This is a genomic window from Pseudescherichia sp. (assembly GCF_031979925.1).
Lineage (GTDB): Bacteria > Pseudomonadota > Gammaproteobacteria > Enterobacterales > Enterobacteriaceae > Pseudescherichia.
The window spans coordinates 103,554-126,445 of record NZ_DALZFB010000001.1 but is presented as its reverse complement, the minus strand read 5'-3'; the positions used below and the strand labels follow the sequence as shown (position 1 = coordinate 126,445).

Here is a 22,892-nt window from a genome sequence, read left to right as displayed (position 1 = left end):
TCTCAGGCGGCGTTAATTACAAACTCTTCAATCGCCTGCCGGTTGCTCCACGACTTGGTCATGGCGGCGGCATCCACCGCATCGACCCAGCGGTAGGTCAGGTGTTCAGTGAACACGATCTCCCGCTCGTGAGGCAGCACAAGACAGAACCACGATTCCGTGTTGCGCTCAATGCCCGGCGCATAGCGATGACGTAAATGCATGAAAATTTCAAACTCCACCGTGCGCTGACAGTCGATCAAGGTCAGCTGCTCTGCTGCAACGTCAATGGCGACCTCTTCCTTTACTTCACGCACGGCGGCCTGCGGCGCGGTTTCCCCCTCCTCCAGGCTGCCGGTAACCGACTGCCAAAAATTGGGGTCGTCGCGCCGTTGTAGCATCAGCACCCGTTTCGTGTCCTGGGCGTAGATCACGACAAGCACGGAAACGGGTTGCTTATAGACCATTAGCTATTCTCAGCCTTCTTGATCACTTCGATACCCAGCTCGGTCAGCGCGGCCTGGTTGGCGAAGCTTGGCGCTTCAGTCATCAGGCAGGCGGCGGCGGTGGTTTTCGGGAAAGCGATCACGTCACGGATGTTATCGGTGCCGGTCAGCAGCATGGTCAGGCGATCGAGACCGAAGGCCAGGCCCGCGTGCGGCGGCGTACCGTACTTCAGGGCATCGAGCAGGAAGCCAAACTTCTCGCGCTGCTCCTGTTCAGTAATGCCGAGAATGCCAAATACCGTCTGCTGCATTTCGCCGCGGTGAATACGCACCGAACCACCGCCCACTTCATAGCCGTTAATGACCATATCGTAGGCGTTAGCGATAGCCGTTTCCGGCGCGGCCTTCAGCTCTTCCGGCGTCATGTTGCTTGGCGCAGTGAACGGATGGTGCATCGCGGTCAGGCCGCCTTCGCCGTCTTCTTCGAACATCGGGAAGTCGATCACCCACAGCGGTGCCCACTTGCTCTCGTCGGTGATGCTCAGGTCTTTACCCAGCTTCAGGCGCAGCGCGCCCATCGCGTCGGCAACCACTTTGCGATTGTCCGCACCGAAGAAGATCATGTCGCCATCCTGCGCGCCGGTACGCTCCAGAATCGCTTCGATAATCTCTGCGTTCAGGAACTTCGCTACCGGGCTGGTGATGCCTTCCAGACCCTTCGCACGCTCGGTGACCTTGATGTAGGCCAGGCCTTTTGCGCCGTAGATCTTAATAAAGTTACCGTAGTCGTCAATCTGCTTACGGCTCAGGGCCGCACCACCCGGCACGCGCAGGGCAGCCACGCGGCCTTTGGCATCGTTGGCCGGACCGGCAAATACGGCGAACTCGACGTTTTTCAGCAGGTCGGCAACGTCCACCAGCTCCATCGGGTTACGCAGGTCAGGCTTGTCAGAGCCGTAGCGGCGCTCGGCCTCGGCAAAGGTCATTACCGGGAAGTCGCCCAGATCCACATTGATGGTGGCCTGCCACAGCTGACGCACCAGGGCTTCCATCACCTCACGCACCTGCGGCGCGGTCATAAAGGAGGTCTCGACGTCGATCTGGGTAAATTCAGGCTGACGATCCGCACGCAGGTCTTCATCGCGGAAGCATTTGACGATCTGGTAGTAGCGGTCAAAGCCGGACATCATCAGCAGCTGTTTGAACAGCTGCGGGGACTGCGGCAGCGCGTAGAATTTGCCTTTGTGCACGCGGCTCGGAACCAGATAGTCACGCGCGCCTTCCGGGGTGGCTTTGGTCAGCATCGGCGTTTCGATATCGAGGAAACCGTGATCGTCCATAAAGCGGCGCACGAAGCTGGTGATCTTCGCGCGCGTTTTCAGGCGGTTAGCCATCTCCGGGCGACGCAGATCCAGATAGCGGTACTTGAGACGCGCCTCTTCGGTGTTGACGTGGTTGGAGTCGAGCGGCAGCGAATCTGAGCGGTTAATGATGGTCAGATCGGAGGCCAGCACTTCAATCTCGCCGGTGGCCATATCGCTGTTGATGTTTTTATCGTCACGGCGGCGGACGGTGCCGGTGACCTGGATGCAGAACTCATTACGCAGTTCAGAGGCCAGCTTTAACGCATCTGCGCGATCCGGATCGAAAAACACCTGCACGATCCCTTCACGATCGCGCATATCGATAAAGATCAGGCTGCCGAGATCGCGGCGGCGGTTGACCCAACCACACAGAGTCACCTGCTGCCCCTCGTGGGACAGTCGAAGCTGTCCGCAATATTCTGTACGCATGAGATATCCCTTAACTTAGCCGCAGGCCGTTTGTCGCCTGCCTTGCAGCCACGACGACGCAGCGCGAGCTGAATGTCACAACTGGATGAAAAAAGGCGGCTATTATACTGGAAATTCTTCCAGAGGATAAGAGCCAGACCACGCAGACGGGCGATTGCTACCCGCTAATTATGGTCTCTCACAAAAATTAACAAAATTTGTGCCCCATGGTAACGTCTTTTACGCTTACTGTATGGGCAAAATGATTCATATAACAGGAGCTAACATGCCAGAACTTAACGCGAAAACAACCGCCCTTGTGGTTATCGATCTTCAGGAGGGCATTCTGCCGTTTGCCGGTGGTCCGCATACGGCGGATGAGGTTGTTGCCCGAGCTGCCCGGCTGGCGGAGAAGTTTCGCGCTAATGGCGCACCGGTAGTGATGGTACGCGTAGGCTGGTCGGCAGATTTCGCCGAGGCGCTCAAGCAGCCCGTCGATGCCCCCATCGGCGGTCACGCCCTGCCCCCGGAGTGGTGGCACTACCCGGTGGCGCTCGGCAAGCGCGACGGCGATATCGAAGTGACTAAACGCCAGTGGGGCGCATTCTACGGCACCGATCTGGAGCTACAGCTGCGCCGCCGTAGCATTGACACTATCGTACTGTGCGGTATTTCGACTAATATTGGCGTCGAGTCCACAGCCCGCAACGCCTGGGAGCTGGGCTTTAACCTGATTGTCGTCGAGGACGCCTGCAGCGCCGCCAGCGACGAACAGCATCAGGGCAGCTTCAACCACATCTTCCCGCGCATTGGCCGGGTACGCAGCACCGAGGAGATCCTCTCCGCACTATGATCTACATTGGCCTGCCGCAGTGGTCGCACCCGAAATGGGTGCGCCTTGGCATCACCGATCTCGAAGCGTACGCCCGCCACTTTAACTGTGTGGAGGGTAACACCACGCTGTATGCCCTGCCGAAGGCCGATATCGTTGCGCGCTGGCACGCCCAGACCACCGACAGCTTTCGCTTCTGCTTTAAGTTTCCGGCGACCATCTCGCACCAGGCGCGGCTGCGCCAGTGCGACGATCTCACCGAGGAGTTTTTTAGCCGCATGGCCCCGCTGGCGGAACGTATCGGCCAGTACTGGCTCCAGCTGCCCGCTTCGTTTGCTCCCCAGGATCTGCCTGCGCTGTGGGCTTTTCTTGACGGCCTGCCCGAAGCGTTCAGCTACGGGGTAGAGGTACGCCATCCGGCGTTTTTTGCCAAGGGCGACGCGGAAATGCAGCTCAACCGGGGCCTGCATACGCGCGGCGTTAACCGCGTGATCCTCGACAGCCGTCCGGTGCACAGCGCCCTTCCCCACAGCGAAGCGGTGATCGAAGCCCAACGCAAGAAGCCCGTGGTACCTGTCCATGCTGTGGTGACGGCGCAGAATCCCATGGTGCGTTTTATCGGCAGTGACAATATGGCGCAGAACAGCGCCCTGTTTGCCGTCTGGCTGGAGAAGCTGGCCCAGTGGGAGCAGACCACCACGCCCTATCTTTTCCTGCATACGCCGGATATTGCTGAGGCGCCAGTGCTGGTTGATACCCTCTGGCCTGCGTTGCAGCACGCCGTCCCCTCCGTTGGCCCTGCGCCATCAATTCCGCAACAATCCTCTCTTTTCTGAATCAGTCGCGCTATCATAGAGACGTACCCTTTCCGGGCTTAAATGGAGTTTCTATGGTAAGCGCGCTGTATGCCGTGCTGGGTGTTCTGCTGCTGATTAAGTTCTCTTTTGATGTTGTACGCCTGCGTATGCAGTATCGGGTGTCGATGGGCGACGGTGGGTTTAGCGAGCTACAGACCGCCATCCGCATTCACGGCAACACGGTGGAGTATCTTCCCGGCGGCCTGATCCTGCTGCTGTTTATGGAGATGAACGGCGCGGAAACCTGGATGGTGCACGTCTGCGGGCTGCTGCTGATTGTTGGTCGTCTGATGCACTACTACGGTATGCATCACCAGCTGATGCGTTGGCGGCGTTCTGGCATGAGCGCGACATGGTGTTCGCTGGTGCTAATGGTGCTGGCAAACCTCTGGTATATGCCCTGGGAGTTGGTTTTCTCTGTGCATTAGCGCACAATACGCCACTTTTGTTTTCTCGGATTTTTACGTTATGTCTCACCGCGACACGCTTTTCTCTGCGCCTATCGCCAGCCTGGGTGACTGGACATTCGATGAACGGGTAGCCGAAGTCTTCCCGGACATGATCCAGCGCTCCGTTCCCGGCTACTCAAACATTATCTCGATGATCGGCATGCTGGCGGAGCGTTTCGTGCAGCCCGCTACCCAGGTCTACGATCTGGGCTGCTCGCTGGGCGCGGCCACGCTCTCCGTGCGCCGTAATATCGTCCATCCGGAGTGTAAAATTATTGCCGTTGATAACTCGCCGGCGATGGTTGAACGCTGCCGCCGCCATATTGACGCCTATAAAGCGCCGACGCCGGTTGAGGTCATTGAGGGCGATATTCGCCATATTCGCATTGAAAACGCGTCGCTGGTGGTGCTGAACTTCACCCTGCAATTCCTCGAGCCTGCTGAACGTCAGGCGCTGCTGGATAACATCTACCAGGGGCTGAATCCGGGCGGCGCGCTGGTGCTTTCCGAGAAGTTCAGCTTTGAGGATGCCACCACGGGCGAGCTGCTGTTTAACATGCACCACGATTTCAAACGTGCCAACGGCTACAGCGAGCTGGAGATTAGCCAGAAGCGCAGCATGCTAGAGAACGTGATGCTCACCGACTCGGTGGAGACGCACAAGGCCCGCCTGCGCCAGGCCGGGTTTGAGCATAGCGAACTCTGGTTCCAGTGCTTTAACTTTGGTTCGCTGGTGGCGCTGAAAGCAGGAGCGTCGGCATGATCGAGTTCGGTAACTTCTATCAGCAGATTGCTAAAGGCACGCTCGCCCACTGGCTTGAGACCCTGCCCGCACAGATTGCCACCTGGCAACGCGGGGCTCTGCATGGTCAGTTTAAGCAGTGGACCAACGCGGTAGAGTTTCTGCCGGAGATGCAGCCGTACCGGCTTGATCTGTTGCACAGCGTGACAGCAGAGAGCGAAACCCCGCTCAGCCCAGGCCAGATCAAGCGCATCGATACGCTGCTGCGTAACCTGATGCCGTGGCGCAAGGGGCCGTTCTCGCTCTATGGCGTTGATATCGATACCGAGTGGCGCTCCGACTGGAAGTGGGATCGCGTTCTGCCGCACCTCTCCGACCTGACCGGGCGTACGATCCTCGACGTCGGCTGTGGCAGCGGCTATCACCTGTGGCGAATGGTAGGTGCAGGTGCACACCTGGCGGTAGGTATCGACCCGACCCAGCTGTTCCTCTGCCAGTTCGAGGCGGTGCGCAAGCTGCTGGGCGGCGACAAGCGGGCGCACCTGCTGCCGCTGGGCATTGAGCAGCTTCCGGCGCTGAACACGTTTGACACGGTCTTCTCAATGGGCGTGCTCTATCATCGCCGCTCCCCGCTCGAGCACCTGTGGCAACTTAAGGATCAACTGGTGAGCGAAGGCGAGCTAGTGCTGGAGACGCTGGTGGTCGAGGGCGATGAGCGCACGGTGCTAATCCCCGGCGATCGCTATGCCCAGATGCGTAACGTCTACTTTATCCCCTCCGCGCTGGCGCTGAAAAACTGGCTGGAGAAGTGTGGTTTTGTCGATGTGCGTATCGTTGACGTCTGCCAGACCACCACCGAGGAGCAGCGCCGCACCGACTGGATGATCACCGAGTCGCTGGCGGAGTTCCTCGATCCGAACGACCCTAATAAGACGATTGAGGGCTATCCGGCCCCGCTGCGTGCGGTATTGATCGCGAAGAAGCCGTAACGCGGTAGTCAATATAGTTGTAGCCCCGGTAAGTGCAGCGCCACCGGGGAAAACGCCTGATGGCGCTACGCTTATCAGGCCTACACGCGCTGCACTTTTTCCAAAATAGTTCAAGCTGCAACAAGGCGGCAACGCAGCGAGTCGCCGGGAGCTTACATAGGTAAGTGACCGGTGTGAGCGAGGCAGCCAACACAGTTGCAGTTTGAAATATGAAGGAAAAAAATGGCCCCTGTTGAAATGGCAGGGGCCTGGTACAAAGCAAGCATCATATTGGGCGACATGATGTGCGGTAAAAAAGGGTCAGAACGCACGATGATGGGTAATCATCGCTTTCATTTCCGCTACCATTTCACCGTCCACGCAATAGCGCAGATACTCATCCGACTGCGCGTCAGATGACATCGACAATCCCTGTTGACGGTAACGCATGGGTGAAGGCGTCCACATTCCCGCGGAGCTGTGCACCTCTTTCACCCCTGCGTCCAAAAACAGATGCAGGTTGCTGGCTCGAACACCAGCACCAGCCATAATGATTGGAGCACCGGATCGTGCTTTTAGTTCCGTAATTAATGAAAGTCCTTTCTCCGCTGACGCCTTTTGCCCCGAAGTCAGGATGCGCGACACGCCCAGATCGGCTAGTTTATCAATAGCTTCCAGCGGATTTCTGCACATATCAAAGGCGCGATGAAAAGTCACCGCCATGCCTTCTGCAGCCTGCATTATTTGCCGCATTCGGGGCATATCGACACTTCCGTCCTCTTCCAGTACGCCGATTACCAGGCCCGGAAAGCCAAGCGCCTGTATCAGCCTGGCGTCGTCGAGCATGGCGCTGAATTCGTCATCGGTATAGCAGAAGTCACCCCCGCGCGGGCGGATAATCGGGTGCACGGGAATCGTCACCGTCTCGCGCACCAGCCGCAGGACGCCGTGAGAGGGTGTCAACCCGCCCTCTTTCGGCGCCGCACAAAGCTCGATGCGATCCGCCCCGTTGAGCTGCGCGGTCTCGGCGCTCGCCTGGCTATAACAGCAGATCTCCAGCAGAGCCATTTTTGCCTCCTCTGTTCTACGCGTCGCTTTCGCTCGCGACGATCTCTTCGATGGACCAGGGGTGAAATTTCACCGTTACCGTGCCATCCGTCACGGCAAGGGTTGGGTTGGGCAGGCGCTCGTGCTCCCCTTTTGGCGAGCTGGTTTTAATGGCGATACCCGGCTGGCGAAGCCCCTCATCCGCCAGCAGCGCCAGCGCCCGGGCGTTAAGGGTCTCCGGTTCGCCGGGCAGGACGATCTCGATATGCTCCCAGCCTTCGTGCGGATAGCGTTTTTCGCCCGGCCACGGCAGCTCCACTACCGTAAAGGACCAGTGCGCCACCTTAACCGGCTGGTGCAGCTTAAAGAGGCAGATCGGCCGGCCATTAATGATGTTCTCTGAAAGCAGCGTGCCGCACTGCTCAAAGCCGCGACGCCAGCGTTCAGCGGTCGTATTCTGGTGGCAGCGCAGCGAAATGTGATCCGCCTCCAGAGGCGCAATATCCAGTTCCAGCCGGGTGGCAAGTTCTGTTAACGCTTTCGTAAAGCGCGGGAGATCCGCAGAAATATCATGCAATTCGTCAATGGTCTGCCAGTCAGCCATGGTCAACGCCCTCGTTTATCGCAAAGCCGCTAATTTACCCTGTTGTCGGACGCGCACCAAACGTCGATTGCCCCACCCGGCAAATGAATGATTATTCACGATTACCTTGCCGATTATTTGCGCAAAACCCGCGTCCTGACAGGGCTGACGGCAGCAGGCAATTGCAGTATACTCCCGGCTTTACTTATCAACACCCCGACGCAGGCAGCTTTTTGCGCGCTGCGTCGTTAACGTAAGGTATCCCGGTGAATATTCAGGCACTTCTCTCAGAAAAAATCAGTCAGGCACTGATTGCCGCAGGCGCGCCTGCGGATTGCGAGCCGCAGGTTCGTCAGTCAGCAAAAGTACAGTTTGGTGACTACCAGGCCAATGGCGTCATGGCGGTTGCAAAAAAACTGGGCATGCCCCCGCGACAGGTTGCTGAGCAGGTTCTGACTCACCTCGATCTCAACGGCATTGCCAGCAAGGTTGAGATTGCTGGCCCTGGCTTTATCAATATCTTCCTCGATCCGGCGTTTCTGGCCGACCACGTCAACCAGGCCCTGACCTCCGATCGTCTGGGCCTCTCCCGCCCGGAGCCGCAGACCATCGTGGTTGACTACTCTGCCCCGAACGTGGCGAAAGAGATGCACGTCGGCCATCTGCGCTCGACCATCATCGGCGACGCCTCCGTACGTACCCTGGAACTGCTTGGCCACAAGGTGATCCGCGCCAACCACGTCGGTGACTGGGGCACCCAGTTTGGGATGCTGATTGCATTCCTGGAGCTTAAGCAGCAGGAGAACGCAGGCGAGATGGCGCTGGCGGATCTCGAAGCGTTCTATCGCGAAGCGAAAAAGCACTACGACGAAGATGAAGCCTTTGCCGAGCGCGCCCGTGGCTACGTAGTGAAACTGCAGGGCGGGGACGAGTACTGCCGTCAGATGTGGCGCAAGCTGGTGGATATCACCATGGCGCAGAACCAGGTCAACTACGATCGCCTGAACGTGACCCTGACCAGCAAGGACGTGATGGGTGAAAGCCTCTATAACCCGATGCTGCCGGGCATCGTCGCCGATCTGAAAGCCAAAGGGCTGGCGGTGGAGAGCGAAGGCGCGACCGTGGTCTTCCTCGACGAGTACAAAAATAAAGAGGGTGAGCCGATGGGCGTCATCATCCAGAAAAAGGATGGCGGCTACCTCTATACCACAACCGATATTGCCTGTGCCAAATACCGCTATGAGACCCTGCATGCCGATCGCGTGCTCTACTACATCGACTCCCGTCAGCACCAGCACCTGATGCAGGCGTGGACCATCGTGCGCAAAGCAGGCTACGTGCCGGAGAGCGTGCCGCTGGAGCACCACATGTTCGGTATGATGCTGGGCAAAGACGGCAAGCCGTTCAAAACCCGCGCGGGCGGTACGGTGAAGCTCTCCGACCTGCTGGACGAGGCGCTGGAGCGCGCTCGCCGTCTGGTCGCCGAGAAGAACCCGGATATGCCTGCCGACGAGCTGGAAAAGCTGGCTAACGCAGTGGGTATCGGCGCGGTGAAGTATGCGGATCTCTCCAAAAACCGCACCACCGACTACATCTTTGACTGGGATAACATGCTGGCCTTTGAGGGCAATACCGCGCCGTACATGCAGTATGCCTACACCCGCGTGCTCTCCGTGTTCCGCAAAGCGGAGATTGATGAGAGCGTGCTGGCGAATGCCAACGTGGTGATTACTGAAGATCGCGAAGCTCAGCTGGCGGCGCGTCTGCTGCAGTTTGAAGAGACGTTGAATGTGGTTGCCCGTGAAGGTACGCCGCACGTGATGTGCAGCTATCTTTACGATCTGGCGGGCCTCTTCTCTGGCTTCTACGAGCACTGCCCTATCCTTACCGCTGAGAGCGACGAAACGCGCCTGAGCCGTCTGAAGCTGGCGCAGCTCACTGCCAAAACGCTGAAGATGGGCCTGGACACCCTCGGGATCCAGACCGTCGAGCGGATGTAAAGAGCATTAAAGTTCCTGTAGCCCCGGTTAGCGCAGCGCCACCGGGGAAAACGCCTGATGGCGCTTCGCTTATCAGGCCTACAGGAGCGGCACTCCTTAGAAGTATTTCCGCAGATACTCCGTCAAACAGAGTATCGCCATCGCCTGGCCATACGGCATCGAAGTTAGCGGGATATTACGGTAGAAATCAAGATTCGATCCCATCCCGGTCCCGAAGGAGGTTTGCAGCAGCTCCCCTTCCGGCGAAATGTTATTCACAATCCCCTTAATCGCTCTATCCGCGGCCTCAGCGTACTCCGGCCCGACGTAGCGCTTGCGCACCGCTTTCAAAATGCCGTAGGCGAACCCGGCGGTGGCCGAGGCCTCCAGATAGGAGTGCGGATCGTCAAGCAGGGTGTGCCACAGGCCGCTGTCGTCCTGACATTTTGCCAGGGCGGCGATCTGCGCATTCAGTACCTGTACGAGGTAGCGACGAACAGCGTTGTTCTCCGGCAGATCCACCAGCTCAAGGAAGTCCGGGATCACAATGGTCAGCCAGCTGTTGCCTCGCGCCCAGCGCGCGTGGGCAAAGTTATGGTTACCCTCGTAGCTCCAGCCGTGGAACCAGAGACCGGTCTCCCGGTCCATCAGGTTCTGCACGTGCAGCAGGAACTGGTAGACCGCCTCTTCGACATACTCCGGGCGATTGAGCAGCTTGCCGATTTTCGCCAAAGGCAGCACGGTCATCATCAGCGTATCGTCCCACATCTGCTGGTGATTCTCCTCCGCCAGCGTGATGTGCTGCATCCCGCCGTGCTCGGTGCGCGGCATCTCGTTCATCGCCCACTCGGCCCAGCTCTCAAGCCACGGCAGGTATGACGGATTGCGGGTCTCCTCATAGCGATACGCCAGGGTCAGGAACGGTGCCATAGTATTGACGTTCTTAGTGGTTGCCCCCTCGGCAAAGCGATCCGCGAACCAGCTATCAATAATCTCCCGCATCGTCTCATCGCCGGTCTGGCGATAGTATTGATACATGCCGTACAGCCCCACGCCGTGCGTCCACTCCCAGCCCGCCCAGCCTTTGGTATCAATGACGCGCCCGTCGTCTAGTCGCAGTAAAAACTCACCGGATGCATCCTGAATATTGACCAGGCTATGGGTCACCTTCTGGATCAGTGCCTTCAGCTCATCACGGGCAATAAAGCGCGCCGGCTGGCAGAGTAAAGGGCTATGTTTGACAGGATAAACAATCATTTACTTAACCTCTTGCGTATTAAATTCATGGCCGGGGCGATCCTTCAGCGACGGCGCGGCAGGCTTGTTACGATTCAGATAGCCGATATTGTTGTTGCCCCACAGCGACTCGTATGGCATCCCCGCCAGCATCTCAACGGTGGCCCGCGCCTGCGGCGTCACGGTCTCTGGCATCACGCGGCCAGACTGGCGCATTTTGGCCGTCTCTTCCCGCAGCACGCTGTGGGTTTTCAGGTTCAGCTTAAAGCGCAGCGATACCAGGAAGCCGCAGAGCAGCACCGCCACCGTACCGAAGCAGAGGATCATCAGAATGGTGTGGCTGACCGACTCCGGCTGCGTTTTCTGACCGGAGACGAAGCCAGAAGCCTGCATCACGATCCCCACCAGCATTACCGCTCCGGCCTGGGAGGCTTTACGGGTCAGGGTCATGATGCCAGCGAAGATCCCCTCCCGGCGCTGGCCGGTGATCACTTCATCCACGTCGGAGATATAGGTGTAGGTATTCCACGGCACGTAGTTGATGCCTCCGCGTCCGAGACCGGCGACGGCAGAAACCAACAGCAGCAGGGAGTAGATATCGCTCAGGCCCGCGTAGTAGAGCACGGCGTAGGAGATAGAGCTTAAGCCAAACAGCGTCACCACCATCCGGTAGGACGGCGCGGGTCCAAAGCGGATGCAGAGCGGGATCATGGCGATGACCGCAATGAACTGGAAGATGGCCATGGTGCCGAGCAGGTTAGAGGCCAGCGACGCCTCCTGCATCAGGACGAAGACGACGTAGTAGGTAAAGACGGCGTTGAAGACGTCCTGGGCAATATAGCCCCCAAGGTACATCCCCAGATGCTGGCGGAAGATTTTGATGCGCAGGGTAGAGCTGAGTTCGACAAACAGACGGTTCATGCTCTGACGGAAGGTCAGGTGCTTCTTCTCCTCTTCCGCACGCAGAGCGGCTTCGGTCCACTCTTCACGCGGACGCTCCCAGGTGAAGAACCAGACGAAGGTCAGCATCAGGGCGCAGAGCACTGAGAAGACCAGGCTGGCGTAAAAGAAGGAGACCGGGTTGTCTTTCCCAAAGTGGGTGAGCAGGATCCCCGGCAGGAACGAGGCGAGGATCGCCGACATTTGCGCCATGCCGATACGCGCCCCGGAGAACTTGGTCTTCTGTTTGAAGTCGTCGGTCATCTCCGGTACCAGCGTCTCATACGGGACGAGGATCATGGTGTAGACGATATCGAACAGCAGGTAGGTGAGCAGGTAGTACCAGAAGCCCATGTCGCCAACCCACATAATGGAGTAGCTAAAGACGCACGGGATGCCGAGCATAATAAAGAACTTACGGCGGCCAAAGCGCTTGCCCAGCCAAGTCGAACCGAAGTTATCGGTTAAGAAACCCATCAGCGGGCTGACGACTGCATCCAGCACCCTTGCGGTAGCAAAGATGAAGGTGGCCTCGATAGGCGTTAAACCACAAAACGTTGTGTAGAAGTAGAGGAGCCACGCAGCGGTCAACGCTGTCGTCCCGGCCCCTAAAAAGTCACCGGATCCGTAGGCGAGGTAGTTCGCCAGTCCAATTTTACGTGTTTTCATTGCCGCCAACCCTTTTTGTTTTGGGAGTACTTACACGGCTAAAGTAAGAGGATGCGCCCGGAGAAACCTTTCTGTTTCTGCCACTGCGCAGATACGGTTGGCAAAAATACAAAGAGTCTCACTACGCGTGTCACTGATTTATAAAACAGTGTTTCTAGCACATCAAAAGGCGGGGTCAAAAATTGAGAGCCAGCCATCATAATCCCATTGAAAATGGTGATGACTGGCGAAGAATGAAGCGGTTAGCGGTAGTTAACGATAACCTCATTGCGGCTGACCTTCAGCGCTGGCAGCAGGCGTCCGCCGCCAGGTACTTCCCAGATAAAGCGCAGTGGCTCAGCGGCAGAAATGCCGCTGAAAGCGTGGGTTGTGCCGCTCTCTCCGTCCAGCTCCGTACAGCGGATCTGCGAGCAGAGGCGCACCCGCAGCCCGGCCGGGGTCGGGCCGTTAAGCTCGTAGCGCCACGCCACTAGCGTCATCTGACCGGAAACGGGCTGAGAGGAGGCCAGCGGTCGGGAAGAGATCGACTCCCCCCGGTGGTTGAGGGTGATGCCGATGCTGCTCGCCTGCCATGCCCCCTCGCCTGCCGCGTGAGCCAGCAGGGGCAGCGCCAGCAGAAGTCCTAAAAATCTACGCACTATTTACCTCCAATGGTGGCGGTCATGCGGATGTTGCGGTTATCCGACAGCTCCATATTGGAGAGCACCACCAGCTGGGTCAGGCTACGGCGCAGGAAGCGCGACAGCAGCGGACGCAGGGCGTGGTTCACCAGCAGCACCGGCGGCGCACCAAGCATCTCCTGACGGGCCAGCGCCTCCTGGGTCTGGGCCAGCAGACGATCCGCCAGCCCCGGCTCCAGGCCACCACCGCCCTGTAGCGCCTGCAACAGCAGACGCTCAAGCGGCGTATCCAGACCAATCACCTGCACTTCCCCGCTGCCCGGGAACCACTGCTGGGTGATCGCCCGGCCCAGCGCCACGCGCACGACGGCGGTCAGCTCATGCGGATCGCTCTGGATCGGCGCATGCTCGGCCAGGGTTTCCAGGATGGTACGCATGTCACGAATCGGCACCTTCTCATCCAGCAGGTTCTGCAACACCTTGTGCAGGGTGGTAAGAGTGACCACGCCCGGAACCAGATCTTCGGTAAGCTTCGGCATCTCCTGGCTCACGCGATCCAGCAGCTGCTGCGCCTCCTGACGGCCAAACAGCTCGGAGGCGAACTGGCCGATCAGGTGGTTAAGATGGGTTGCCACCACGGTGCTGGCCTCCACCACGGTATAGCCCTGGATCTGCGCCTGCTCTTTTAGGGCACTTTCGATCCAGATCGCCGCCAGGCCAAAGGCCGGATCCACCGTCTGCTCGCCGGGCAACGTACCCGCCGCCGTGCCCGGGTTAATCGCCAGCCATCGGCCCGGATAGGCCTCGCCGCTGCCGATCTCCACGCCTTTCATCAGAATACGGTAGCGCGCCGGGGGGAGATCCATATTGTCGCGGATGTGCACCACCGGCGGCAGGAAGCCCATGTCCTGAGCAAATTTCTTACGGATGCTGCGAATACGCCCGAGCAGCTCGCCATCCTGCTGGAAATCGACCATCGGGATCAGGCGGTAGCCCACCTCCATGCCGAGAGAGTCCTCCAGCTGAACGTCGTTCCAGGTGGCCTCTACCGCCTGGTTGTTCTCCGGCATCTTGACTGGCGCGGCCTCAACCGGCGCCTTCTGCTCACGTCCGCGCATCCACCAGGCGAGACCGAGCAGCCCGGCAGTAAAGAGCAGGAAGACAAAGTTTGGCATGCCCGGCACCAGGCCCAGCAGGCCCAGCACGCCGGCACTCAGCAGCATTACGCGCGGGTTACTAAACAGCTGACCCACCATCTGCTGGCCGACGTCCTGATCGGTCGCTACGCGGGTTACGATCACGCCCGCAGCGGTGGAGATCACTAGCGCCGGGATCTGCGCGACCAGACCATCACCGATAGTCAACAGGGTATAGCTCTCCGCCGCGTGGCCCATGTCCATGCCGTGCTGCAGAACGCCCACCAGCAGGCCGCCGATAACGTTGATCACCATGATCAGGATGCCCGCGATGGCATCACCGCGCACAAACTTACTCGCACCGTCCATGGAGCCGTAGAAGTCGGCCTCCTGGGTCACTTCCGAGCGGCGTTTTTTGGCTTCGTCCTCGCCAATCAGACCGGCATTAAGGTCGGCGTCGATCGCCATCTGCTTGCCTGGCATCCCGTCGAGAACAAAGCGCGCGCCCACTTCCGCGATACGCCCGGCACCCTTGGTGATAACCATAAAGTTGATGATAACGAGAATGACGAACACCACGATACCGATGGCAAAGTTACCGCCAACGAGGAAGTGGCCGAAGGCTTCAACCACCTTCCCCGCCGCCGCGCCGCCGGTGTGCCCCTCCATCAGGATAATACGGGTCGAGGCGACGTTCAGCGCCAGCCGCAGCAGGGTGGTAAACAGCAGAATGGTCGGGAACGCGGCGAACTCCAGCGTACGCTGGGTGAACATCGCCACCAGCAGCACCATGATGGAGAGCGCGATGTTAAAGGTAAACAGCAGGTCAAGGATGAACGCCGGAAGCGGCAGCACCATCATCGACAGGATAAGCAGAATCAGTATCGGTCCAGCAAGAATCTGCCATTGACCTGATTTCATGTTGCCAGGCAGGCGCAACATCGTCACCAGATTATTCATCAGTGTCCTTCTCGTCGTTCATAAAATCCAGTGCTTCAGGCACCGGAAGATTGGCGGGTTTCACCGGCGCTTGCCCACCAGCGAGCTTCCAGCGTTTGAGCTGCCATACCCAGGCCAGCACTTCGGCTACCGCCGCGTAGAGCTGCCCGGGGATCTGCTGGCCGACATCGGCATGGCGGTAGAGCGCACGCGCCAGCGGTGGTGCTTCCAGCAGTGGAATACGGTTTTCAGCGGCAATTTCACGAATGCGCAACGCCACCAGCCCGGCACCTTTCGCCAGCACCTTCGGCGCACTCATTTTGTTCTCATCGTAAAGCAGCGCCACGGAATAGTGCGTCGGGTTGGTGACCACTACGTTGGCCTTCGGCACGTCCGCCATCATGCGGCGGCGCGCGGCGGCGCGCTGCATCTGGCGAATACGTCCTTTCACATGTGGATCGCCTTCGCTCTGCTTATGTTCATCGCGGATATCCTGACGGGACATACGCAGCTTTTTGATGTGGCTGTAGATCTGCCAGATTACGTCAAAGCCCACCATTGGAATGATGCCCAGCACCACCAGCAGCACGCAGAGCCCAACTAAGTTGAGGGCATTGCTCATGGCCGACAGCGGCGACTCGCTCATCAGGCGCATCATATCTGGCCACTTGTGGGTCAGGTAGAGACCCGCCACGCCACCCATCAGCACCGCCTTCAGCACCGCCTTCACCAGCTCCGCGCCAACCTGGGCGGAAAAGAGGCGCTTAAGACCGCTGAGCGGGTTGAGCTTGGAGAACTGGAACTGCAGCGACTTGCCGCTAAACACCAGTCCGCCCAGCAGGATCGGGGCGATCAGCGCCACCAGCACCACGCCGGTGATGAGCGGCAGCAGCGCGATCATCGCCTCTTTGATCAGCAGAATGGTCTGGCCGAGGATCAGATGGGGATCGTTGACGATGCCGTGGTCGAAGCGAAGGCCGGATGAGAGCAGTCCCGCCAGCCTGCGGGCGAGTGACTCCCCTCCAATCCAGATCACGCAGATGCCGACCACCAGGATTAGGAGCGATGTCAGTTCTTTGGAACGGGGAACCTGGCCCTCCTCACGCGCCTTCTCTAGTCGGTGGGGTGTGGGGGCCTCTGTTTTGTCCTCGTTGTCTTCTTCAGCCACGATAGATACTCGCGATACATTTCGTCACGGGTATCATGCCAGACGCCTGAAGAGACAATGGGACGATAAGCTCGCTTTAACACGGCTTTTTTACTGTTTAGGCATAAACCCCCGCCCCCCTTTACCAGCAGAGGCGGGGTTGTTTATCAGAAGCCGAGGCTGTCCAGCAGGTCGTCGACCTGATCCTGGCTCGCCACGACGCCCGCTTTAGTGGTGTCGAGCTGCGGCCCATTGAGCAGGCTTTCGTTCTCGCGCTTCGGACGCGCAGAGGGCTCCGGCATGTTATCCAGCAGCACCATCAGCAGCTGACGCTCAATCTCCTGGATCACATCCATCATGCGCTTGATCACCTGACCGGTAAGGTCCTGGAAATCCTGCGCCATCATGATGTCCAGCAGCTGGGCATTGGTGAAGCTGGTATGGCCCGGCACGTCGCCAAGATACTGACGGGTGTCTTTAACCAGCTCTTTAGCATCTGTCAGCTCAATCGGGTTTTCAAACCATGCGTCCCAGCGTTTGCTCAGCGATTTCGCGCCGCTCTCCATCGCGTCCTGATGCGGCTGAGATGCCTCAACGCTGTTTAGCGCACGCTCGGCGGCCTGGGCCGTCATCTGCACCACATAGTCCAGACGATCGCGGGCATCGGGGATCGCTTCCGCCGCTTCGGCAATTGCCTGGTCAAGGCCAAGCTCACGCAGGCTGTCGCGCAGCATACGCGTCAGGCTGCCGATGCGGGCGATAATGTCCCCGGGCGATTGCTCATCCGTAGGTTTCATTTGCGATTGCATCATCATCATCCGGTCCTCACATGCCGAGTTTCTCGAAGATCTTGCCGAGTTTTTCTTCCAGGGTTGCGGCCGTAAACGGCTTCACCACGTAACCACTTGCACCCGCCTGCGCGGCCGCAATGATGTTCTCTTTCTTCGCCTCTGCGGTGACCATCAGCACCGGCAGCGAAGCCATTGCGCTATTGCCACGAATGGTCTTCAGCAGCTCCAGGCCGTCCATGTTCGGCATGTTCCAGTCGGAGATAACGAAGCCAAAGCCGCCCGCCTGGAGCTTGTTCAGCGCATCAACGCCGTCCTCTGCCTCTTCTACGTTATTGAAACCCAGCTCTTTCAGCAGGTTGCGCACGATGCGACGCATGGTGGAAAAGTCATCCACAACCAGAAACTTGAGCTCTTTGTCCGCCATAAAACTACACTCCTCGTTAAATACGTATTGCCTGTCCGGCACTGATTTTTGCCAGCATCTGCTGACTTACCTGACTAAGATCGACCACTTCGCTTACGCCACCCATATTGATAGCTTCGCGCGGCATGCCGAACACCACACAACTTGCTTCATTTTGCGCAATCGTCCAGGCGCCCGCCTGGTGCATTGCTAACATGCCGGCCGCGCCATCGTTGCCCATACCGGTGAGGATCACCCCCACGGCGTTGCGCCCCGCGTGTTTTGCGACCGAATGAAACAGTACATCTACCGCCGGACGATGCCGGTTAACCGGCGGTCCGTCGTGAATTTTGATCTGATAGTTTGCGCCGCTGCGCGCCAGCTCCATGTGCTTATCGCCAGGAGCAATATAGGCATGGCCCGGCAGCACACGCTCGCCGTCCTCAGCCTCTTTTACGCTGATCTGGCAGAGCTTGTTTAACCGCTCGGCAAAGGAGCGGGTAAAGCCCGGCGGCATATGCTGGGTAATAAGAATACCGGGACTGGAGAGCGGCAATGGCTGGAGTACATGGCGAATTGCCTCGGTTCCGCCAGTTGACGCACCAATCGCCAGCAACTTTTCTGAGCTTAATAGCGGCCCGGCTTTCAGGGTCGCCGGAGCAGAGACCGGATTGTGCGCGGCCAGTCTGGCTCGTGATGCGGTACGTACCTTCTCAGCAATCATTTCGCTGTAGGCGAGCATTCCTTCGCGGATCCCCAGCTGCGGCTTGGTGACAAAATCAATCGCCCCCAGCTCCAGCGCGCGCAGGGTGACCTCGGAGCCTTTTCCGGTCAGGGAGGAGACCATCACCACCGGCATTGGCCGCAGGCGCATCAGCTTCTCAAGAAAGTCGAGGCCGTCCATACGCGGCATTTCGACGTCCAGGGTCAGAACATCCGGATTGTATTTCTTGATCAAATCCCGTGCGACCAGCGGATCTGGCGCAGTAGCAACCATCTCCATATCACTGTGGCTGTTGATAATTTCCGTCATGATCTGGCGCATCAGCGCCGAATCATCAACAGACAGTACCCTGATTTTACTCATGCTTTATCCTTACTCAGCGCATAAACCGTCTGCCCACGCAGGGTAAACTCGCGCACAAGGTTGCTGAAATTCTCCGAATGCCCAGCGAACATCAGTCCGTCAGGCTTAAGCATTGGAGCAAAGCGGCGCAAAATGTCCTGCTGCGTCGTTTTATCAAAATAGATCATCACGTTACGACAAAAAATCGCGTCGAACGGGCCCGGCACGTTGTACTGCTTATCCAGCAGGTTGAGCGGCTGGAAGTCGACGAAGTTGGCGAGCTCCTGGCGCACCCGCACCAGGCCGGCATGGGGTCCGGTGCCGCGCATAAAGTAGCGCTGCAGCTGCTGGGGAGAGAGCGTTTTCAGCTCATCCAGGCGGTAGATGCCGCTGCGGGCTTTCTCCAGCACCTCGGTGTCGATATCGCTGGCGATCACTTTCCAGCGTCCCTGTACCATCCCCAGCGCATCCGCCAGGGTGATGGCAAGCGAGTATGGCTCTTCGCCGGTCGACGCGGCGGCGCTCCAGACGCGATACTCACCACTGTGCTTGCGGGCGTGATCGGCCAGCACCGGGAAGTGATGAGCTTCGCGGAAGAAGGCGGTCAGGTTAGTGGTCAGCGAGTTGATAAATGCCTGCCACTCGGCGCTGCTTTGGTTCGCTTCCAGCATGCTCAGGTAGCGGCCAAAATCATCCAGCCCCAGCGTGCGCAGGCGGCGAACCAGCCTGTTGTAGACCATGTCTCGCTTATGGTCAGCTAGCACGATCCCCGCACGCTGGTAAATCAATTGACATATCCGACGAAAATGCGCATCGGACAGCGCGAGGCGCTGAGGGAACTGCATAGTCAATGACGTTTGCCCGTTGGGCAGTGTTGATGTCATAGCGCCTTCTTAATTACATTCAGGATAGTGCCGGCACGGCCCTGGGCGGTGCCACTTCGGGTTGACCGACGTACTCTTCTAACTTAAATACCGCAACCTGGGATGTCAGACGATCCGCCTGGTGCGCTAACTGTTCCGTTGCCGCAGCCGCCTCCTCTACCAGAGAGGCGTTCTGCTGCGTGACCTGATCCATCTGGCTGACCGCCAGCGCGACCTGCTCAATACCCCGGCGCTGCTCATCGGAGGCAGAAGCAATTTCGCCCATGATGTCATTCACCTGGGTGACGGAGCGGACGATGTCCGTCATGGTCTGCGCCGCCGTATCCACCAGGGCGGAACCCTGCTGCACGCGGGCAACGGAGTCTTCAATTAATCCTTTGATCTCTTTGGCTGCATTAGCGCTGCGGCTAGCCAGGTTACGCACCTCGCCAGCCACGACCGCAAAGCCACGCCCCTGCTCGCCGGCCCGCGCGGCCTCAACCGCGGCGTTCAGCGCCAGGATATTGGTCTGGAAGGCAATGCCGTCGATCACGCTGATGATGTCGCCAATCTTTTGCGAACTGGTGGCAATTTCGTGCATGGTGTCTGACACCCGCGAGGTCTGCTCCCCACCCTTTCTCGCCGTTTCCGCTGCGCCGTGAGAGAGCACCGACGCCTGACGGGCGTTGTCCGCGTTCTGGGCAACCGTCGCGGTAAGCTGCTCCATGCTGGCGGCGGTTTCGGCCAGCGACGCCGCCTGCTGCTCGGTACGCGCCGAGAGATCGTTATTGCCCGCAGCAATTTCTGAGATGCCGGTGTGCATCGACACGCTGCCTTCGCGCACGTTAGCTACCGTGGCGCGCAGCGCGGTCTGCATCTTCTGCAGGCTGGCAAAAATGGCTGAGATTTCGTTTCGGCCATAGACCGAAATTGGCCGGGCCAGATCGCCCCCGGCGATACTGTCAAAGTGGCTGCTGATAATCGCCAGCGGCTGCACGATCATCCTGCGCGACCAGAACAGCCCCGCTGAGATCAGCCCCGCGGCCAGAATCAACACGGTAATAAAGGTTGCCGCCGACATGTGGTAGTTAGCGCGGCTGGCTGACGTCGCGGTCACCACAAAGCGATCGATATAGTGCTGCCAGGCGGTAAAGGTCGCCTCAAACGCCTCCTGGGACTGCTGCACCGGCGCGGTCATAAAATCAGAGAGTTGGTTGTTTTCCAGCCAGGTCGCCTGATGCTCTAAGTCACTCATCCAGGTGCTGTAGGTGGCCTTCGCCTGCTCCTTGAGCTTCTCCCCTTCCGGTGAGATCGCCTCGATCCCTTCAAACTCTTTAAGCTGGTCGGTGGCGAGCTGCAAATTGCTGCGCGCAGAACTCATCAGCCCTTTGATATCATCCGGCGGATAGCTTAAGGCGGTCAGCGTGCCGGCCTTGTTCAGCGAGGTGCTGGTCTGCAATAAAACGGCGCGCATCTGGGCCAGCGTGTTGCGCTGGTGGTTGCTCTTTTCAACCTGCTCCAGATGCTGAAAACCATCGCGGAAGGCCCAAAAAGAGAGGCCGTTGCTTCCCACAAGCAACAGGCCGCAAACAATCAGTAAGATAAACAGTGTGGTCGAGATACGAATACGATTAAACATCTACGCTCCCATCAGGCGGCTAACGCCGCAATATCAATACGATCAAAAAGTTTCCCAGTTATCATCCTGTCCGGTACTGAGCTGACTACCGACCGGGGCAGAAACGAACTTCCTCCCCTGCGAGCGGCGCTGCGCCGGATTTTCAGGGACGGCGGCAAGGCGGAAAGCAGAGACCGCCTGCGTGAGTCGACTGGCCTGTTCTTCTAATGCTGCGGCCGCGGCCGCAGACTCTTCTACCAGCGACGCGTTCTGCTGTGTCACTCTGTCCATCTCCGATACCGCCAGCGCCACCTGGTCGATGCCTTTGCTCTGCTCATCAGATGCGGAGGCAATCTCGCCCATAATGTCGGTCACCCGGGTCACTGCGTTGACGATATCGTTCATGGTCTCCCCGGCGCTCTCAACCAGCACCGAGCCGGTATCCACGCGCGAGACGGAATCTTCAATTAAGGCTTTGATCTCTTTGGCTGCGTTGGCGCTGCGGCTGGCGAGGTTACGCACCTCGCCGGCGACCACGGCAAAGCCGCGCCCCTGCTCGCCCGCGCGGGCAGCCTCTACGGCGGCGTTGAGCGCCAGAATATTGGTCTGGAAAGCGATGCTGTCGATCACGCTGGTGATGTCGGCAATTTTCTTCGAGCTGGTGGCGATGTCGTGCATGGTTTTCACCACGCCGTCCACCACTTTGCCCCCGCGTCCGGCCGTCTCGGAGGCGCTGAGCGCCAGCTGCGAGGCCTGACGGGCGTTGTCGGCGTTCTGCTTCACGGTGGCGGTGAGCTGCTCCATGCTGGCGGCAGTCTGCTCCAGCGCGGAGGCTTGCTGCTCGGTACGGGAGGAGAGATCGTTGTTACCGGCGGCGATTTCGCTGGTGCCGCTGTAGATGGCGTCCGACCCTTTGCGCACGTTAGTGACGGTATCGATCAGCGAGCGCTGCATATGTTCAACGCTGTCCGCCAGCTCGGTAATTTCGTTTTTGCCGTTAATGACCAGCGTCTGAGTGAGGTCGCCGCTGGCGATTTCACGAATGTGACGGATCACATTAGCCAGCGGATTAAGCAGGATATGACGAATGCCGTACCACACCGCAGCCAGCACGATCGCCAGCGCCACGGCGAGGATGGCTATCTGCCACTGGGCGAAACGGTAGTCGTGAGTGCTCTGGGTAAAGGCATCGTGATACAGCTCGCTGCTGAGCTGGGCATACTGCCCGAGCGCGTCACCCATTGCATTCTGCATTCCCTGGGTCGGCTGGGCAAAGAAGGCGTCCATATTGCCGCTCTCCAGGAACTGGATCAGCTCCGTGAGCGCAGCATTATAGGTGCGGTACTTCTCATCAAGCTGCTGGCTCACCTCGGCCATGGCAGGCACCGGCGGCAGCGCTTTGTAGGCGTCGTAGTGTTGTGCCGCATCGGCGAGCGAAGCATGAGCACTCTTCAGCAGATCGGTTTTGGCGCTGCTCTGCTGATTGGCCGGATCCATCATCATCCGGGCTGACGAACGGCTGAGGTTAATGCGCGTCTGCAACATCAGCTCCCAGGTTTTGGTCAGCTCGGTCTGCTGCTGGCGAAGATCGTTAGCGTCAGCAAAGCTCTGCTGATTCTGTTTCAGCGACGAAAACAGAAGCCCACCTGATACCAGCTGTAGAAGTGCGAAAACCACCAGCACCATCATCAGCATTGTGACAACGCGGATACGGTTCAACATGCAACACCTTATTGATGACTTATTAACGGTGTTATCGGCATGTGTGGTGGGAACTTTACATTTGCGAAAGGGAAATAATCCGCTACCCC

21 protein-coding genes are annotated in these 22,892 nt (G+C 58.7%); 6 read left to right on the top strand and 15 right to left on the bottom strand.

Annotated features, from left to right (window positions below; all coding sequences use genetic code 11):
* Positions 1-2: 2 nt before the first annotated feature.
* Together nudB and aspS are read right to left on the bottom strand one after the other, a co-directional pair.
* Positions 3-446 carry a dihydroneopterin triphosphate diphosphatase gene (gene nudB / locus RTM13_RS00615; protein ID WP_312209307.1) on the bottom strand — a complete coding sequence of 148 codons (444 nt, stop codon included), beginning with the start codon at positions 444-446 and terminating at the stop codon, positions 3-5.
* Positions 446-2,218, bottom strand: coding sequence for an aspartate--tRNA ligase (gene aspS / locus RTM13_RS00610; RefSeq protein ID WP_312209306.1), 1,773 nt, complete (start codon positions 2,216-2,218; stop codon positions 446-448). The genes nudB and aspS overlap by 1 nt, the downstream gene beginning before the upstream one ends.
* A gap of 265 nt (positions 2,219-2,483) precedes the next feature.
* Between aspS and RTM13_RS00605 the strand changes: the two genes are divergently transcribed.
* Genes RTM13_RS00605 through cmoB form a run of 5 tightly spaced genes read left to right on the top strand, consistent with a single transcriptional unit; the run spans position 2,484 to position 6,066 of the window.
* Positions 2,484-3,050 carry a hydrolase gene (locus RTM13_RS00605; protein ID WP_312209304.1) on the top strand — a complete coding sequence of 189 codons (567 nt, stop codon included), beginning with the start codon at positions 2,484-2,486 and terminating at the stop codon, positions 3,048-3,050.
* On the top strand, positions 3,047-3,865 hold the full coding sequence (locus RTM13_RS00600; protein ID WP_312209303.1) for a DUF72 domain-containing protein: 819 nt from the start codon (positions 3,047-3,049) through the stop codon (positions 3,863-3,865). Before RTM13_RS00605 ends, RTM13_RS00600 begins: the two co-directional genes overlap by 4 nt.
* Positions 3,866-3,918: 53 nt before the next feature.
* Complete coding sequence (locus tag RTM13_RS00595; RefSeq protein ID WP_312209301.1) at positions 3,919-4,314, top strand: MAPEG family protein; 396 nt, start codon at positions 3,919-3,921, stop codon at positions 4,312-4,314.
* 40 nt (positions 4,315-4,354) lie between these two features.
* The gene (gene cmoA / locus RTM13_RS00590; protein ID WP_312209300.1) at positions 4,355-5,098 is read left to right on the top strand and encodes a carboxy-S-adenosyl-L-methionine synthase CmoA; all 744 of its coding nucleotides are present in this window, start codon (positions 4,355-4,357) and stop codon (positions 5,096-5,098) included.
* Positions 5,095-6,066, top strand: a complete 972-nt coding sequence (gene cmoB, locus RTM13_RS00585; RefSeq protein ID WP_312209298.1) for a tRNA 5-methoxyuridine(34)/uridine 5-oxyacetic acid(34) synthase CmoB — start codon at positions 5,095-5,097, stop codon at positions 6,064-6,066. Before cmoA ends, cmoB begins: the two co-directional genes overlap by 4 nt.
* 300 nt (positions 6,067-6,366) lie before the next feature.
* On the opposite strand, the gene cutC is transcribed toward cmoB, so the two are convergent.
* The gene (cutC, locus tag RTM13_RS00580; RefSeq protein WP_312209296.1) at positions 6,367-7,113 is read right to left on the bottom strand and encodes a copper homeostasis protein CutC; all 747 of its coding nucleotides are present in this window, start codon (positions 7,111-7,113) and stop codon (positions 6,367-6,369) included.
* A gap of 16 nt (positions 7,114-7,129) precedes the next feature.
* Positions 7,130-7,696 (bottom strand): VOC family protein, encoded by a 567-nt coding sequence (locus tag RTM13_RS00575; RefSeq protein ID WP_312209295.1) that lies wholly within the window; start codon positions 7,694-7,696, stop codon positions 7,130-7,132.
* 245 nt (positions 7,697-7,941) lie between these two features.
* Between RTM13_RS00575 and argS the strand changes: the two genes are divergently transcribed.
* Positions 7,942-9,675, top strand: coding sequence for an arginine--tRNA ligase (gene argS / locus RTM13_RS00570; protein ID WP_312209293.1), 1,734 nt, complete (start codon positions 7,942-7,944; stop codon positions 9,673-9,675).
* 96 nt (positions 9,676-9,771) lie between these two features.
* Here argS and RTM13_RS00565 read toward each other — a convergent pair whose 3' ends face one another.
* From RTM13_RS00565 to tar, 11 genes are all read right to left on the bottom strand, one after another.
* Positions 9,772-10,911: a glycoside hydrolase family 105 protein gene (locus RTM13_RS00565; protein WP_312209291.1), complete on the bottom strand. Its 1,140-nt coding sequence runs from the start codon at positions 10,909-10,911 to the stop codon at positions 9,772-9,774.
* The gene (locus tag RTM13_RS00560; protein ID WP_312209290.1) at positions 10,912-12,498 is read right to left on the bottom strand and encodes an MFS transporter; all 1,587 of its coding nucleotides are present in this window, start codon (positions 12,496-12,498) and stop codon (positions 10,912-10,914) included. It abuts the gene before it with no gap.
* A 242-nt stretch (positions 12,499-12,740) separates the two neighbouring features.
* On the bottom strand, positions 12,741-13,136 hold the full coding sequence (locus tag RTM13_RS00555) for a flagellar protein FlhE (protein ID WP_312209288.1): 396 nt from the start codon (positions 13,134-13,136) through the stop codon (positions 12,741-12,743).
* Entirely contained in the window at positions 13,136-15,214 is a 2,079-nt protein-coding gene (gene flhA, locus RTM13_RS00550) for a flagellar biosynthesis protein FlhA (RefSeq protein ID WP_312209286.1), read from the bottom strand. Before flhA ends, RTM13_RS00555 begins: the two co-directional genes overlap by 1 nt.
* Positions 15,207-16,361 (bottom strand): flagellar biosynthesis protein FlhB, encoded by a 1,155-nt coding sequence (gene flhB / locus RTM13_RS00545; RefSeq protein ID WP_312209284.1) that lies wholly within the window; start codon positions 16,359-16,361, stop codon positions 15,207-15,209. Before flhB ends, flhA begins: the two co-directional genes overlap by 8 nt.
* A 146-nt stretch (positions 16,362-16,507) precedes the next feature.
* On the bottom strand, positions 16,508-17,152 hold the full coding sequence (gene cheZ / locus RTM13_RS00540) for a protein phosphatase CheZ (RefSeq protein ID WP_312209282.1): 645 nt from the start codon (positions 17,150-17,152) through the stop codon (positions 16,508-16,510).
* Positions 17,153-17,165: 13 nt separating this feature from the next.
* The gene (gene cheY / locus RTM13_RS00535; protein ID WP_042391378.1) at positions 17,166-17,555 is read right to left on the bottom strand and encodes a chemotaxis response regulator CheY; all 390 of its coding nucleotides are present in this window, start codon (positions 17,553-17,555) and stop codon (positions 17,166-17,168) included.
* Positions 17,556-17,571: 16 nt separating this feature from the next.
* Positions 17,572-18,621, bottom strand: coding sequence for a chemotaxis response regulator protein-glutamate methylesterase (locus RTM13_RS00530; protein WP_312209280.1), 1,050 nt, complete (start codon positions 18,619-18,621; stop codon positions 17,572-17,574).
* The gene (cheR, locus tag RTM13_RS00525) at positions 18,618-19,484 is read right to left on the bottom strand and encodes a protein-glutamate O-methyltransferase CheR (protein WP_312209279.1); all 867 of its coding nucleotides are present in this window, start codon (positions 19,482-19,484) and stop codon (positions 18,618-18,620) included. Before cheR ends, RTM13_RS00530 begins: the two co-directional genes overlap by 4 nt.
* 19 nt (positions 19,485-19,503) lie before the next feature.
* Positions 19,504-21,102 (bottom strand): methyl-accepting chemotaxis protein IV, encoded by a 1,599-nt coding sequence (gene tap / locus RTM13_RS00520; protein WP_312209277.1) that lies wholly within the window; start codon positions 21,100-21,102, stop codon positions 19,504-19,506.
* 42 nt (positions 21,103-21,144) lie between these two features.
* Positions 21,145-22,803, bottom strand: a complete 1,659-nt coding sequence (tar, locus tag RTM13_RS00515; RefSeq protein WP_312209276.1) for a methyl-accepting chemotaxis protein II — start codon at positions 22,801-22,803, stop codon at positions 21,145-21,147.
* Positions 22,804-22,892 lie beyond the last annotated feature (89 nt).

Excerpts from the sequence above, each read along its gene's own strand:
- nudB (WP_312209307.1), bottom strand. The coding sequence starts at position 446 with ATGGTCTATAAGCAACCCGTTTCCGTGCTTGTCGTGATCTACGCCCAG.
- aspS (WP_312209306.1), bottom strand. The coding sequence starts at position 2,218 with ATGCGTACAGAATATTGCGGACAGCTTCGACTGTCCCACGAGGGGCAG.
- RTM13_RS00605 (WP_312209304.1), top strand. The coding sequence starts at position 2,484 with ATGCCAGAACTTAACGCGAAAACAACCGCCCTTGTGGTTATCGATCTT.
- RTM13_RS00600 (WP_312209303.1), top strand. The coding sequence starts at position 3,047 with ATGATCTACATTGGCCTGCCGCAGTGGTCGCACCCGAAATGGGTGCGC.
- RTM13_RS00595 (WP_312209301.1), top strand. The coding sequence starts at position 3,919 with ATGGTAAGCGCGCTGTATGCCGTGCTGGGTGTTCTGCTGCTGATTAAG.
- cmoA (WP_312209300.1), top strand. The coding sequence starts at position 4,355 with ATGTCTCACCGCGACACGCTTTTCTCTGCGCCTATCGCCAGCCTGGGT.
- cmoB (WP_312209298.1), top strand. The coding sequence starts at position 5,095 with ATGATCGAGTTCGGTAACTTCTATCAGCAGATTGCTAAAGGCACGCTC.
- cutC (WP_312209296.1), bottom strand. The coding sequence starts at position 7,113 with ATGGCTCTGCTGGAGATCTGCTGTTATAGCCAGGCGAGCGCCGAGACC.
- RTM13_RS00575 (WP_312209295.1), bottom strand. The coding sequence starts at position 7,696 with ATGGCTGACTGGCAGACCATTGACGAATTGCATGATATTTCTGCGGAT.
- RTM13_RS00565 (WP_312209291.1), bottom strand. The coding sequence starts at position 10,911 with ATGATTGTTTATCCTGTCAAACATAGCCCTTTACTCTGCCAGCCGGCG.
- RTM13_RS00560 (WP_312209290.1), bottom strand. The coding sequence starts at position 12,498 with ATGAAAACACGTAAAATTGGACTGGCGAACTACCTCGCCTACGGATCC.
- flhA (WP_312209286.1), bottom strand. The coding sequence starts at position 15,214 with ATGAATAATCTGGTGACGATGTTGCGCCTGCCTGGCAACATGAAATCA.
- cheZ (WP_312209282.1), bottom strand. The coding sequence starts at position 17,152 with ATGATGCAATCGCAAATGAAACCTACGGATGAGCAATCGCCCGGGGAC.
- cheY (WP_042391378.1), bottom strand. The coding sequence starts at position 17,555 with ATGGCGGACAAAGAGCTCAAGTTTCTGGTTGTGGATGACTTTTCCACC.
- RTM13_RS00530 (WP_312209280.1), bottom strand. The coding sequence starts at position 18,621 with ATGAGTAAAATCAGGGTACTGTCTGTTGATGATTCGGCGCTGATGCGC.
- cheR (WP_312209279.1), bottom strand. The coding sequence starts at position 19,484 with ATGACATCAACACTGCCCAACGGGCAAACGTCATTGACTATGCAGTTC.
- tap (WP_312209277.1), bottom strand. The coding sequence starts at position 21,102 with ATGTTTAATCGTATTCGTATCTCGACCACACTGTTTATCTTACTGATT.
- tar (WP_312209276.1), bottom strand. The coding sequence starts at position 22,803 with ATGTTGAACCGTATCCGCGTTGTCACAATGCTGATGATGGTGCTGGTG.